Raw genomic sequence first — 15,296 nt, 5'->3', positions numbered from 1 at the left:
CTTTTAAGCTTCATAAATTCATAATTACATGCGAATAGAATACGATATAAAACTAGGATTTAAAGATGTGATGATTCGTCCAAAACGTTCTACCTTAAAAAGCAGATCGGAAGTTAGTTTAGAACGCGAATTTAAGTTTTTACACAGTCCGTATTCTTGGACAGGAATTCCTATAATGGCAGCAAATATGGATACCGTTGGCACTTTTGAAATGGCTCGTGCATTAGCCAATAAAAAACTATTTACAGCCATACATAAACATTATTCAATATCAGATTGGAATGTATTTTCATCAAGTTTACCTAAAGGCATAGAAAATTATATTGCTGTAAGCACAGGCATAAGCAAAAAAGATTCTGAACATTTAGCTGCGGTTTTTAAATTTAACCCCTATTTAAAATTTATTTGTATTGATGTAGCCAATGGGTATTCTGAACATTTTGCAAATTTTGTAAAACAAACAAGAGCATTATATCCAGATAAAGTTATTATTGCTGGTAATGTTGTTACTGGTGAAATGGTTGAAGAGTTATTACTTTCTGGTGCCGATGTTGTTAAAGTTGGTATTGGTCCTGGTTCTGTATGTACAACTCGTGTAAAAACGGGTGTTGGTTACCCACAACTTTCTGCCATTATAGAATGCGCTGATGCTGCACATGGTTTAGGCGGACAAATAATTAGTGATGGTGGTTGCACCATACCAGGCGATATTGCTAAAGCATTTGGTGCAGGAGCCGATTTTGTAATGCTTGGTGGCATGCTTGCTGGACATACTGAAAGTGGCGGCGAACTAATTGAAAAAGAAGGCAAACCATTCAGGAAATTTTATGGTATGAGCTCTTCTACAGCTATGGAAAAACATGTTGGTGGTGTTGCCGATTATAGAGCAAGCGAAGGAAAAACGGTTGAAGTACCTTATAGAGGTGATGTAGAAAACACATTGCAAGATATTTTAGGTGGTTTAAGAAGTACATGTACCTATGTTGGCGCGCAACGTTTAAAAGAATTAACAAAACGAACAACATTTATTAGAGTTAACGAGCAAGAAAACAGAGTTTATACAAACTAATTAATATATTACAATAAAATTAATTAAACCAACAATTTAAGCTATGAAGCAAATAATAACATTTGGAGAAGTTTTAATGCGTTTATCGCCAGAAGGAAATAAAAAATTTATACAAGCTAACTTGTTAGAATTCTATTTTGGTGGTACTGAAGTAAATGTTGGCATTTCAATAGCAAATTTTGGTGAAAAAGTAAAACATATTAGCTGTGTTTCAAACGATTTTGTTGGAGATACAGCCTTATCATACATTCAAAAATTTGGTGTTAGCACATCGGCCATTGTGCGTTCAAAAAAACCATTAGGTGTTTATTTCTTAGAAGTTGGTGCAGTTATGCGCCCAAGTTCAATTTCATATAACCGTTCGCATTCATCGTTTTCAGATATACAACCAGAAATGGTTGATTGGAAAAAAATATTATCAAAAGCAAAATGGATTCATTGGACAGGAATAACACCAGCACTAACCAAAGGCGCATACACTACTCTAAAAGAAGGTTTAATGCTTGCAAAACAAATGGGAATTGCTGTTTCTGCTGATCCTACCTATAGAAAAGGTTTATGGCAATATGGTGAAAACGCAAAAGATGTCCTTTCAGATTTAATAAATTACTCAACAATTTATATAGGTGGTATAAACGAAATTAATGAAGTTTTAGATACTAATTATAGCTATTCAAACGACGATTTTATTGAAGCCAGCAAAAAATTAATGGAACGCTTTCCTTCAATTGAAAAAGTGTTTGATAAAATAAGAACACCAATAAACGCTTCTTGGCATAAAATAAGAGCTAGAATGTGGAATGGCAAAGAGTTTAGAGAAACAAGTGATTTCGATATTACACACATTATAGATAGAATTGGTACAGGTGATGCGTTTGCTGCTGGTTTAATTTATGGTTTGCAACAGTTTGACGATTATAAATCTATGGAATTCGCTAGTGCTGCATGTGCTTTAAAACATACTTATGAAGGCGATGTTAACTATGCTACCGTTCCTGAAGTTATGGGAATTTTAGATGGAAATACGTCGGGTAGGTTTAATAGATAATTAAACATTAAAAACCGCCTTTATTTATTAAAACAATAGTCTTATTAAAAAAAATCTGAGCAATACTTGGGTATTTCTTAGATTTTTATTTTTTTATCAGAAAAAAACCATGCCTTAAATTATAGAAATAGCAATTTAAAATTGAAAAAATAAACTTTTTATATTCTTTTGCTTTTTTAGTCTGTTCGTTAATTTATCAGATAAAAATCACTTAAATTGTAAGCTCTTTAATTGGATTATTTATGGCTTTAAAAATTGTAATTTCACACAAAACTTTATACAAATACGATAGATCTGTATCATTATCACCACATATTTTCAGGCTTCGTCCGGCACCACATAGCAGAACGCCTATTGAAGCCTATTCAATAAAAATAAAACCCGAAAATCAATTTTTCAATTGGCAACAAGACCCATTTGGAAACTATTTAGCACGTTTAATTTTTCCAGAGAAAACAAAAGAATTATCCATTGAAGTTGAAATTATTGCCGACTTAAAAACCATAAATCCTTTTGATTTTTTTGTTGAAGAATATGCCGAAGAATTCCCGTTTAAATATAATGAAACAGTAAAGAAAGAACTACTTCCCTATCTTGAAATTACAGAAAAAGGGAAACTTTTACAAGACTTCTTAAAAACCATCGATAAAACACCTAGAAAAACCATTTATTTTTTAATTGATATTAACAGAAAAATATATGAATATCTTAAATATAACATTCGATTAGACCCAGGTGTACAATCCTGCGAAGAAACACTTGAACTTAAAAGTGGATCGTGTAGAGATTATGCATGGTTATTTGTACAAACATTAAGACATTTAGGTTTTGGCGCTCGCTTTGTGTCGGGCTATTTAGTTCAATTAAAATCGGATGAAAAATCATTAGATGGTCCTTCAGGTCCTGAAGAAGATTTTACCGATTTGCATGCTTGGGCAGAAGTATATCTTCCTGGTGCAGGATGGATAGGTTTTGATGCTACTTCTGGTTTATTAGCTGGTGAAGGGCATATTCCTTTAGCTTGTACTCCTTCATTTGAAAGTGCTGCACCAGTTTCTGGTATGACCGATATTTGCGAAACCGAATTTTTCTTTGAAAACTCTGTAACCCGCATTTTTGAATCGCCTCGTGTTACAAAACCCTATACCGAACAACAATGGGATGCTATAAATGAACTTGGTTTAAAAGTTGAAAAAGATTTACAAAAAGGCGATGTAAGACTAACTATGGGCGGTGAACCAACCTTTATTTCTATTGATGATATGGAAGGTGAAGAATGGAATACCGAAGCAGATGGCGACCATAAACGTGCATTAGCCAAAAACTTAGCGGCTAGATTGTATGATGAGTTTAGCGAAAACGGAATTATACATCAAGCACAAGGAAAATGGTATCCTGGTGAACCATTACCACGATGGAACATAGAATTATGCTGGCGAAAAGATGGTAAAGCCATGTGGCGAAACAGAAATAAAAACTTATTTTCTGTATTCTCTGAAAATGCAAAATTACCAAAAGATGCCGATAAATTGTTTTTAGAAACATTAACAAGTTTTCTAGGTATTACAGACAAAACTATTAAACCTGTTTACGAAGACAGTTTCTATTTTCTGTGGGAAGAAGGCAAACTACCTATTGACATTGACCCAACCAAAGAAGATGGTAATATGTTAATTAAAAACAAACTAAAAGAAATTTTAAAATCAGGAACTACAAAACCTGTGGGCTATATAGTACCATTAAATAATTATAAAGATAAATGGTTTACTTGCAATTGGTCTTTTAGGCGCAAACACATTTTTTTAATTCCAGGTAATTCACCCATAGGTTTAAGGTTACCACTAGACTCACTTTTAAGAGAACCACAACAACAAGAATTTCCAATATTTGAACCAGATCAATTTTCAAAGCAAGATGAGTTGCCACAATATTTCTACTCTGTTTTGGTTCGTCGAGAAAAATTTCTAAAAAACAAATTGAATGAACATCACGATGAATTTTTTATACGAACAGCTTTATGTGCTGAAATTAGAGATGAAAAATTACATCTATTTTTACCACCTACAACTTCAGCTGAAGTTTTTTTAAACCTTATAGCTTCCATTGAAGCAACATCGTCTGCATTAAAAATACCTGTAGTATTAGAAGGTTATGGCGCACCAAAAGACAACCGTTTAGAGTCTCTAAAAATTACACCAGATCCTGGTGTAATTGAAATTAATGTACATCCATCTAAAAATTGGTTTGAGTTAACCAACACAACATTTAAACTGTATGACCATGCTAAACAAGCACGATTAGGCACCATAAAATACATGGTAGATGGTAAGCATACAGGTACTGGTGGTGGTAATCATGTTACACTTGGAGGACTTACTCCTGCAGATAGCCCATTACTAAGAAAACCAAGTTTATTACGAAGTTTACTTACGTTTTGGCAACACCATCCTGGGTTATCCTACTTATTTTCTGGTGCTTTTGTTGGTCCAACAAGTCAAGCGCCACGTGTTGATGAAGGCAGATTAGAAAATTTATATGAATTAGAAATTGCATTTAGCAACATCCCTAAAGATGGCGATGTGCCTTTTTGGTTAACTGATAGATTATTTCGTCATTTATTAACAGATTTAACAGGAAACACACATCGTGCTGAGTTTTGTATTGATAAATTATATTCGCCAGATTCTTCTTCAGGGCGATTAGGCATCTTAGAACTTCGTGCTTTTGACATGACACCACATCCACAAATGAGTTTGATGCAAAATTTATTGGTTAGAACTTTAGTGGCTTGGTTTTGGAAAACACCTTATGAACACAAATTAATTCGTTGGGGAACAGAATTACATGATAAATTTTTAATAGAACACTTTGTTAAAGAAGACATTAAAAGTATTGTTGAACAATTAAACTTAGCAGGTTATGAGTTTAGTGAAGATTGGTTCGATCCGTTTTTTGAATTCAGATTTCCATTACTTGGGCTACAAACCGTTGGCGATATTCATCTAGAATTACGTGCTGCAATAGAACCTTGGCATGTGTTAGGTGAAGAAATGACTGGCGGTGGTACATCGCGTTATGTAGATTCTTCAACAGAACGTGTACAAATTAAAGTTTCTAACTTCATTAATGAAAGATATATATTAACTTGCAACGGTGTAAAAGTCCCTTTGAAAAAAACAACTGTAAAAGGAGAGTATGTTTCTGGTATTCGATATAAAGCTTGGAACCCATATTCTTCCCTTCACCCTACTATTGGTGTTGATACGCCTTTGGTGTTTGATGTAGTTGATACTTGGAACAAACATTCCATTGGTGGATTTACGTATTTTGTTTCGCATCCTGGAGGGCGTTCATATGAAACCTATCCTGTAAATAGTTACGAGGCAGAATCAAGACGAATAAATCGTTTTTGGGAAATTGGACATACACAAGGCGATGTAGTAAAAGTAATGGATACTAAAATTGAGGAAAAGGAAATTGAAAACTATAGAATTAAAGCAAATCCTAAAAAATTCAAATACACTGAATTAGAGGTAAATGCTGAATTTCCAAACACCCTCGATTTAAGAAAAAAGTAAGCTAACTAATTAAATGACAACCCGTTCAAATATATTATTTCAAAATTATTTCTCCGATTTTAAGAATTATGACGAAGTTCTAAAATCAAACATGACCATTAACCCCAATTGGGAAAAGTTACTTGATAACTTAACCCAAATGGGTACAGAAACCTTAATATCAAAACAAAATGAGATTGATTGGTTAATGGACGAAAATGGCGTTACCTACAATGTTTACAACGATCCAAAAGGCATGCACCGCACTTGGGAGTTAAATATTGTTCCTTTTTTATTGCATCAAAAAGAATGGGAAACTATTGAAAAAGGCATCAAACAACGTTCAGAATTACTAAACCTAATTTTGAAAGACATTTATGGTGAACGCAAACTTATTAAAAACGGTATCATACCTCCAGAAGTTGTTTATGCACACAGAGGTTTTTTAAGACAGTGCGACCAAATTCAATACAAAACAGCAAAAAATTTATTAATTTATTCTGCCGATTTAGCACGTGGACCCGATGGTCGTATGTGGGTAGTTAATGATAGAACCCAAGCACCTTCAGGTATGGGATATGCTTTAGAAAATAGGTATTCTGTTAGTAGAGTATTACCCGATATTTTCAATAATATTAATGTTAAGCATCCTACGCATTTCTTTTATGATTTTAATCAAATGCTTATCGAAGCTGCTCCTCAAAATAATAACAATCCAAACATTGTTATTTTAACACCAGGACCATTAAACGAAACCTATTTTGAGCATGCTTATATGTCATCATTTTTAGGTTATCCGTTAGTAACAGGAAACGATTTGGTTGTTAGAGACGGAAACGTATGGATGAAAACCCTAAAAGAACTTAAACAAGTTGATGTAATTTACAGGCGTGTTGATGATGTGTTTATGGATCCTTTAGAACTTCGTGAAGACTCCTATTTAGGTGTAGCAGGATTGCTAGATGTAGTTCGAGTACAAAACGTAACCATAGTTAACCCAATTGGTAGTGGTGTTTTAGAAAATTCTGGTTTAATACCGTTTATGAATGCCATTTGTAAATACTTTTTAAATGAAGAGTTAATTTTACCACAAATAGCATCGTGGTGGTGTGGACAAGAAAAAGAACGTAATTATGTTTTAAATAATCTGTCTAATTTAGTAGTAAAACGCATCGATAGATCTAATCGCGAAAGCATCTTTTTCTGTGAATTTTTAAAACCTAAACAATTAGAAAACTTAAAAAAAGAAATACTTTCAAACCCTTATAGCTTTGTAGCTCAAGAAAAAATTTCATTTTCAACAGCACCAGATTTTGTAAAAGGAACATTAGAACCACGCAAAGTTATGTGCAGAACATTTTCAATTGCACACAATGATGGTTACTCCGTTATGCCAGGAGGTTTGGTACGGGTTGCTGCCGAACGTGAAAACCTATTTGTTTCAAACCAACGTGGTGGTGTAAGTAAAGATTGTTGGATAGTTACAGATGAACACCAAACAAGCATACAAAACTACGCTTGGGATAACACCTGTAAAATTTCAATTTCAGGCATAAACGATTTACCAAGTAATACTGCCGAAAACTTATATTGGTCTGGCAGGTATTTAGGTCGCGCTTTAGTTACCGCTCGTTTTTTGCGAACCGTACTAAACAAAATGAATAATGAACAGTATAACCATAACAAACAACAATCGGAAAGTTTAACATTACTGTTACAATCTATTACAAATATAACATCCACATTTCCTGGCTTTGTAGGTGATGAAGAAGGCGAAGATGCTTTACAAAATCCTGTTGAAGAAATTGTCTCATTAATGCTTGATAAAAGCAGAATTGGTAGTTTTGCACAAACACTATCTAGTTTTAATCATTCATATTATACGCTACGCAATTTATGGTCTAAAGATATGTGGCGTGTTTTTGATGGTATTCAAAAAATATGGAAACGCTTTGAAGAAGAAGATGATAAAACATCCATTTCTGTACTCATTAAAGTATTAGATAGAATTATTACAAGACTCATTGCTTTTATGGGTCTAATTGAAGAAAGTATTTTAGTTGAACAAGGTTTGCTACTTTATTTCATTGGTTTACAAACCGAACAAGCCATGATGAATATAGCAAAATGCCGTTCGCTATTAGTAGTAAATTATAAAGAACAACCGCAGTACGAAATATTAGAAGCACTACTAACAAGCCACGAAAGTTTAAATATTTACCGTTACAGTTACCGCTCGTATTTAAGTATTGAAAATGTGATAAATCTTATTTTGTTAGATAAAGAATACCCAAAATCGTTAACCTACCAATTACGTCGTATTCAAAAAGATATTGATAGATTACCACATTCTGAAGTTACAGGAAAAGCAACCGATAGCCAAAAGTTTATTTCGGAAGCCGATTTTAAAATTAGAAGCCTAAATATAGAATCTCTACTAAAATTGGATGATGCTGCTGTAATTAGGCAAAATCTAGATGATACTTTATCAGAATTAAGCGATTTATTACACGAAACCTCGCTGGCAATATCAGACACATATTTTAATCATGCATACCAACAAAAACAATTGGTTAATCAAAATTTCCCACTTTAATTATGAAATCGCGATTATGAAAAGTGCGATAGACACTAATGAAGATTTAGGCGATTGCATTTGACCTTTAAAAAACAAATAAAATCTACATATGAAATTTCAAGTTTCACATACAACACGATATAACTACGAAAGTGGCGTAACCTTTTGCCATAACATTGCTACGTTAAAACCAAAAACCATGGTGGGGCAAACCTTGGAAGCTTATGAATTAGAAATTAGCCCAACACCTTCAGAAATTACAGAACGTTTAGATTTTTTTGGAAATACTGTAACCCGTTTTTCAATTCAAAAACACCATACTGAACTAAAAGTAACAGCAAAAAGCAAAATAGTAAGAGATTATAGTTTACAACCAGATATTGAAAAATCTGTTTCAGGTAAAACAATTACTTTAGATGATGCTATAAAAACATTAAAAATAAATACGCCCGAAACTATTGATGTTAAGCAATTTATATTAGAATCTATTTTTATTGCCAGAATTTCGGATGATATAAAAACCTATGCTGAAAAATCGTTTAAACCAAACCGTTCAGTCTTTGAAGCTGCTTATGAGTTGATGCAACGTATTTATACCGAATTTGAATTTGATTCGGAATTCAGCACCATTTCAACACCAATTCACGACGTTTTTAAGGAAAAAAAAGGTGTTTGTCAAGATTTTGCGCAATTAGGTATTGCCTGTGTACGTGCTATGGGCTTGCCAGCACGTTATGTGAGCGGTTATATTGAAACCTTACCACCACCAGGCAAAGAAAAATTGGTTGGTACCGATGCATCACATGCATGGTTTTCTGTATATATACCAACGTTTGGTTGGGTAGATTTTGATCCAACAAACAACCAAATACCAAAAAACCAACACATTACAGTATCTTGGGGACGCGATTATTATGATGTACCACCACTAAAAGGTGTTATTTATAGCACCGGAAAAAATAATATGGAAGTTGCTGTAGATATTCGGCCTGCAGTTTAAAAAATAGCATTTTTTTAGCGACTTGATTTTGTCAGAAAAAAAAACTAACTTCGTTTAACTTCTGATATAAAAACATTAAAACGATTTCATATCATTAGAGTTGCCAGTAATAGAAAGAAACATTTGGACATAGAAATAGACTTCCCGCGAAATGAATTTATAAAAGAACTTGAAAATTATATTCAAGAAGGTAAAGATTTACATAAAAAATTCAAACTACAACCAATTAATCCTGACAATCTCGAATCATTAGAACGAGAATTTATTTATTGGACAGAAGAGGTTCAAGAATTTTTAAAAATCAGATTGACTACCATTTTTGACAATGAATTTTTGACAAATTTTAAAGGAACAAATAAACTTGATTTAAAGCCTATAGTTGATGCTTTCGCTGGAGAAAAAGTTGATATGGTTAAAAACAAATATGTCCATACACTAAACCAAATCAAGAAAAAATTAGATGTTCTTAATCTATTGAAGAGAAAGACAAAATTCATAAAAACTGTAGAATATTATTCAGAATCACCTGCTGAATTTGTTCCTTTAAATCAAAAAAAAGAAATGAAAGAAATTTTTATCAGTCATTCCAGTTTAGATGCAAAATACGTTGAAAAATTAATTGATATTTTCGAAGTTATTGGTGTTCCAAGCAATAAAATATTTTGCTCTTCTTTTGAAGGTTACGGAGTGAGGCTAGGAAATGATTTCCTTGAAGACATTAGAGAAAGGCTGAATAGTAACGTATTAGTTATTTTTGTTTTATCTGAGAATTTTTATTCAAGTGTAGTAAGTCTTTGCGAAATGGGTGCAACTTGGGTCAAAACGAATAATCACATTCCAGTTTTAATACCACCATTTGATTATAGTGATGTAAAAGGAGTTATTCCGACGACAAATGGAATGAAAATTAATGAAAAAGTAAAATACAATAGTCTAAAAAGTGTGATTGAGGAATTTTTGGATTTAAAACCAATTAATAATTCTGTTTGGGAACGTAAACGAGATAATTCCTTAAAAGACTTAAAAGTGCTTTTAGAATCAGTTTCAAACTCTACAGAAAATAAAGAAATCAATAAAACTAAACGAACTGAAGAAAACTTAGACATTAACTTTTATGATAACCAAAATGACATCATAAAATCAAAAAGTCAAGAAGAATGGCCTGATGATTTTGAAATGCAACTCGACTATATCGATAGACATAAAAATGCAATTGAAAAACTTAAGAAACATAACCCAATTGATATTGACCAAGATAAATTCAAAACTATTAGGAAAAACGGTAGGAAAGAATGGCCTGACGATTTTGAAATGCAGTTAGATTATGAACAAAGACAAGTTGAAAGCCTTCGAAGGTTAAATGAAAGATAAAACTACTACTGGCAACAACGTGTATAATTAATTGCTTTGGCAAGTGCTTATTTGGAAAATTCCTTCGGAATTTTCTCTGGCAAGTTTTTGTTTACTAAATTAGTTGCTTAACCACGCAACTAACCATACACAAATACGTTGTGCGTCATTATGACCCGTCCTGAAATAAGGCTACATAATTTTAAACATTATGTATAGAAACGACAAAGTAATCAGACGGTATTCAGAACCTTTTAAACTGAAAATTTTAGATGAAATTACAACAGGTAAACTTAACAAAAACCAATTAGGCAAACTGTATGGAATTGCGCCTACCACCATCAATGAATGGATTAGAAAATACAACCGTAAAGACCTTATGAACACCAGAGTAAAAGTGGAAACAAAAGACGAGATAACACGAATTAAGGAACTACAAAAGGAGATTGAACAGCTTAAAAAGCTACTCTTAAAAAAGGATTTAGATGCTTTGGTATTAGATTCATACCTGGAAGTAGCTGCAGAAGATCTAGGCTATAAATCAGTTGCTGAGCTAAAAAAAAAGTTAAGTATAAAGCCTTAATCAAGGCCAAGGAAAAAGCTAAGGGATTTGCATCTTTAACTACCATAACCCATTGTTTCGGACATAAACGCAATGCTTATTATAAGTATAAAAACAGAGCTGATAAGCGTTTAAAAATAGAACAGCAGATTATTGAGATAATAAAGAAAAGACGCAAATCCCTACCTAGAGAAGGTGTGCGTAAACTTGTTAAATCCTTAGATAATGAGTTTACCAAAGCCAACCTTAAAGTCGGTAGAGACACACTGTTTAACGTCCTTAGGAAACATCAAATGCTTACACTCAGAAAGAAATATAGTGCTAGAACTACAAACTCTTTGCACAGGTTCTACAAGTATAAAAACATCATTAAAGATGTTCAAGTCACAAGACCTAACCTTGTTTGGGTATCTGACATAACATATATCCGAACTATTAAAGGATTTTGTTATCTAGCCCTGATTACAGACATGCATTCCAGAAAGATTGTTGGTTATGACCTGAGTGACAGCTTAGAACTAAACGGATGTGTGAGAGCCCTTAACAAAGCTATTTATCAAGCTAAAAGCATTCATGGACTCATACATCATTCCGATAGGGGTATACAATATTGTAGCAATGTATACACCCAAATCCTGAAAAGGAAAAAGATAGATATTAGTATGACAGAAGAAAATCATTGCTATGAAAATGCCCTCGCAGAAAGGGTTAACGGGATTCTTAAAGACGAATTTTATCTCGATCAAACCTTTACAAATATAGCTCACGCGAAAAGAGCTACTAAAAATGCAATTAATTTATACAACGAAATAAGATTACACTTATCTTTAGATTTTAAAACACCGAATATGGTATACAATTTAACAGCGTAAAATCAATTTTAACCTGTAGCCATATTTCAGGACAAGACACAAAAATCCTAATTCAATAAGTATTTATAATTTTCTACCTTCAGAACCAAAATCATTTTGCACTAATTCATAAACAAACTCTGGGTTTAAACCAGCTTCTTTTCTGTGAGACACATATAAAATGGCGGTATCGGTTTCTTTGGCTATTTTATTTATAAGTTCGGAGAATAGTTTAATATCAAAATCGTCGAGACCATTGGTAGGTTCGTCTAAAATAAGCAATGGCGGATGTTTTACCATAGCACGGGCAATTAACACCAAACGTTGATGACCTTTTGATAGGTCTAAAAAATTTTCTTTTCTATTATCATACATTTTCAAAACACGTAGCCATTGTTCGGTAATTTTAATTTGCTCGTTGGTTGGTTCCTTATACAAACCTACCGAATCGAAAAAACCAGAAACTATCATATTTGCAATGGAATCTAATCGCTTAAAACCTCTCAACATTTCCGAAGAAAAATAACCTATCTTTCGTTTTAAATCCCAAACGCTTTCACCACTACCCTTTTTTACTCCAAATAAAGTAATATTTTGCCCAAATGCTTTTGGGTTATCGCCATAAATCATACTTAACAAGGTACTTTTTCCTGAACCGTTTGCACCTATAAGTTGCCAAAATTCACCGTGGTTAATTTCCCAACTAATGTTATTTAAAATTGGTCTGTTGTTATAACTTACCGAAACCTTATCAAACTTAACCAACGGGTTAAAGTTTTTTGATACAGGATAATAGGCTTTTGGCAGTGCTTCAACAAATTGCAACGTTTCATTTTTAGTTGAAGCTGTAAAAGGTTTGAAAGCAACCAAATTACCTTCGTGTAGTTGATAGATAGTAGTTATAAATGGAAGTATTTCTGCTACCCTATTTGTAATTTGTATAATTTGAACAGAATTACTTAAACGGGTTAGTTCTTTTTCAATAGCAGCTTGCTTTGCAACATCTAAATTTCCAAATACATTATCAACAATAATATAATCAGGCTTTTTTGAAATAATATGCTGCAATAATGCTTGTTTACGTTCGCCTTCAGAGGAATGTAATAAACTGTTGCTAGTGGTAGTTGTTACATTAAAATGACCATGAATAATTTCTTCTTCTATAAATTTATTCAAGGTTATTTCAGAAAAAAGTTCGCCTTTTAAATTTGAAACATTTGCAATACTATTTTTAAACATGATATGCTCAATAAGTTGAGGTTTATCATCTTTATTTGAAATGTAAATTGCAAAATGCGTGTTCAAAAAAAACTTTTAGAATTATAAATTTTTAGTGTGAAATGCTACTAAGCCTTCAATTGGTCTGCGTTCAAAGTTACCAACAGTAAAGCCCATTTCTTTTGCTACTGCTTTAATTTCATCTTGAGCAAAAAAGGCTATAGAACCAGCAAAATGTACAGGAACTGTTTTTAGCTCTTCTTTGTATTGCATAATCATATTGTTTGCAAATAGGCGTATGCCTTTTTTAATAAGCTCTACAATATATTCTGAATCTTTATTTAAAAACATAAACTCTGCAAAATTTGCTAAATAAGCATTTGGGTTTGGTTGTTTGTAGATGTTATATTTTATATAATCGGCTTCTAAATTGTATTTACTGCCAAATGCCACTTTAATATCTTCAGGCATGTTATTGAAATAATATTCTCGTATTAATTCTTTGCCATAGTAATTTCCTGCGGCATCATCCATCAAAATATAACCTAACGATTGCACGCGTTGATGCAATTTAGTACCATCAAAATAACTGCAATTTGATCCTGTACCCAAAATACACACTACTGCCGCTTCGGTATCATGACTAATAGTGCCATAAACAGCAGCCATAGTATCTTCTTCAACTCTTACAATAGCGTTTTCAAAAACGTCTTTTAAAACGGTGTAAACTATTTCTTTACCACGCTCTGTACCACAGCCTGCGCCATAAAAAAAGACATGAGTAACCTCTTTTCTATGTGCTTTTAAATCTGGATTTTTTTTAATTAGTTTCTTTAGTTTATCTTCTTTTAAAATTTCAGGATTAAGCCCTTTTGTTCTTAATTTTTCCAAAATTTGCTTTCCATTATTATCTACTGCAATCCAATCACTTTTTGTAGAACCACTATCAACTATTAAAATCATATCTTTTTAAATAAAAAACTCCACAGACTTTTGTATTCAATTTACAATAAATCTGTGGAGTCATTAATAATTTATATTCTTTACTTATATTTTGCTAATATATTGAGCAAGATCAACTAATTTAGTTGAATAACCAAATTCGTTATCGTACCAAGATACTAATTTAAAGAAATTATCATTAAGTGCAATACTTGCATCAGCATCAAAAATACTTGTCATAGCTTCTGAAACGAAATCTTGAGAAACTACAGCTTCTTCAGTATAACCTAAAACACCTTTTAATTCACCTGATTCTGAAGCTTTTTTCAATACAGCTTTAACTTCATCCCAAGATGCAGATTTTTCAGTTCTTACAGTTAAATCTACTACAGAAACGTCTGGTGTTGGAACTCTAAATGCCATACCTGTTAATTTTCCATTTAATTCTGGAATAACTTTACCAACAGCTTTAGCGGCTCCTGTTGAAGAAGGGATGATATTTGCTAATGCACTACGACCACCTCTCCAGTCTTTTCTTGAAGGACCATCAACAGTTAATTGCGTTGCAGTTGTAGCGTGAACGGTTGTCATTAAACCTTCAATAATTCCGAAGTTATCATTAATAACTTTTGCTAATGGCGCTAAACAGTTTGTAGTACAAGATGCGTTTGATACAATAGTATCTGCTGCTGTAATTTTACTGTTGTTTACACCCATTACAAACATTGGCGCATCAGCCGATGGTGCAGAAATTGCTACTTTTTTAGCACCTGCAGTAATGTGTTTTTGAGCACCTTCTAAGGTTGTGAAGATACCAGTACAATCTAAAACTACTTCTGCTCCAACAGCATCCCATTTTAAATCTTCTGGGTTACGTTCTGCAGTAATTCTAATTTCATTACCGTTAACTACAAGGTTACCGTTTTTTACTTCAACAGTTCCGTTAAAACGTCCATGAGTTGAATCGTATTTTAATAAGTATGCTAAATGATCTACATCTAACAAATCGTTAATTCCTACTATTTGAATATCTGGTCTGCTTGCAGCTACTCTAAATGCAATTCTACCTATTCTACCAAATCCGTTAATTCCTAATTTTAATTTTGACATGTTCTTGTTTA

At 32.8% G+C, this 15,296-nt stretch carries 11 protein-coding genes; 8 read left to right on the top strand and 3 right to left on the bottom strand.

Translation table 11 applies throughout. The features are described 5' to 3' along the window. Positions 1 to 28 precede the first annotated feature (28 nt). From ACFQ1R_RS00230 to ACFQ1R_RS00195, 8 genes are all read left to right on the top strand, one after another. Positions 29 to 1,069 carry a GMP reductase gene (locus ACFQ1R_RS00230; RefSeq protein ID WP_379924061.1) on the top strand — a complete coding sequence of 347 codons (1,041 nt, stop codon included), beginning with the start codon at positions 29 to 31 and terminating at the stop codon, positions 1,067 to 1,069. A 43-nt stretch (positions 1,070 to 1,112) separates the two neighbouring features. Then, on the top strand, positions 1,113 to 2,117 hold the full coding sequence (locus tag ACFQ1R_RS00225) for a sugar kinase (protein ID WP_379924059.1): 1,005 nt from the start codon (positions 1,113 to 1,115) through the stop codon (positions 2,115 to 2,117). A 242-nt stretch (positions 2,118 to 2,359) separates the two neighbouring features. Further along, positions 2,360 to 5,695 (top strand): transglutaminase family protein, encoded by a 3,336-nt coding sequence (locus ACFQ1R_RS00220; RefSeq protein WP_379924058.1) that lies wholly within the window; start codon positions 2,360 to 2,362, stop codon positions 5,693 to 5,695. Between the two features lie 13 nt (positions 5,696 to 5,708). Beyond that, positions 5,709 to 8,270: a circularly permuted type 2 ATP-grasp protein gene (locus tag ACFQ1R_RS00215; protein WP_379924056.1), complete on the top strand. Its 2,562-nt coding sequence runs from the start codon at positions 5,709 to 5,711 to the stop codon at positions 8,268 to 8,270. 91 nt (positions 8,271 to 8,361) lie between these two features. Further along, positions 8,362 to 9,252 (top strand): transglutaminase family protein, encoded by an 891-nt coding sequence (locus ACFQ1R_RS00210; protein WP_379924054.1) that lies wholly within the window; start codon positions 8,362 to 8,364, stop codon positions 9,250 to 9,252. A gap of 123 nt (positions 9,253 to 9,375) precedes the next feature. Continuing rightward, positions 9,376 to 10,623: a toll/interleukin-1 receptor domain-containing protein gene (locus ACFQ1R_RS00205; protein WP_379924053.1), complete on the top strand. Its 1,248-nt coding sequence runs from the start codon at positions 9,376 to 9,378 to the stop codon at positions 10,621 to 10,623. A 190-nt stretch (positions 10,624 to 10,813) separates the two neighbouring features. Continuing rightward, a complete protein-coding gene (locus ACFQ1R_RS00200) occupies positions 10,814 to 11,185 on the top strand; it encodes a transposase (protein WP_100613106.1) in 372 nt (123 codons plus the stop codon). Further along, positions 11,185 to 12,036, top strand: a complete 852-nt coding sequence (locus tag ACFQ1R_RS00195; protein ID WP_379926287.1) for an IS3 family transposase — start codon at positions 11,185 to 11,187, stop codon at positions 12,034 to 12,036. The genes ACFQ1R_RS00200 and ACFQ1R_RS00195 overlap by 1 nt, the downstream gene beginning before the upstream one ends. A 63-nt stretch (positions 12,037 to 12,099) precedes the next feature. On the opposite strand, the gene ACFQ1R_RS00190 is transcribed toward ACFQ1R_RS00195, so the two are convergent. The 3 genes from ACFQ1R_RS00190 to gap all read right to left on the bottom strand — a co-directional run bounded on the left by ACFQ1R_RS00190 (position 12,100) and on the right by gap (position 15,285). Continuing rightward, complete coding sequence (locus ACFQ1R_RS00190) at positions 12,100 to 13,320, bottom strand: ATP-binding cassette domain-containing protein (protein ID WP_379924052.1); 1,221 nt, start codon at positions 13,318 to 13,320, stop codon at positions 12,100 to 12,102. Between the two features lie 15 nt (positions 13,321 to 13,335). Continuing rightward, the gene (locus ACFQ1R_RS00185) at positions 13,336 to 14,196 is read right to left on the bottom strand and encodes an N-acetylglucosamine kinase (protein WP_379924051.1); all 861 of its coding nucleotides are present in this window, start codon (positions 14,194 to 14,196) and stop codon (positions 13,336 to 13,338) included. An 84-nt stretch (positions 14,197 to 14,280) separates the two neighbouring features. Then, positions 14,281 to 15,285 carry a type I glyceraldehyde-3-phosphate dehydrogenase gene (gap, locus tag ACFQ1R_RS00180; RefSeq protein ID WP_379924050.1) on the bottom strand — a complete coding sequence of 335 codons (1,005 nt, stop codon included), beginning with the start codon at positions 15,283 to 15,285 and terminating at the stop codon, positions 14,281 to 14,283. Positions 15,286 to 15,296: the final 11 nt, after the last annotated feature.

It is taken from the genome of Mariniflexile jejuense (genome assembly GCF_042675665.1).
GTDB classification, from domain to species: Bacteria; Bacteroidota; Bacteroidia; order Flavobacteriales; family Flavobacteriaceae; genus Mariniflexile; species Mariniflexile jejuense.
This window is presented reverse-complemented; position numbering and strand designations above follow the sequence as displayed.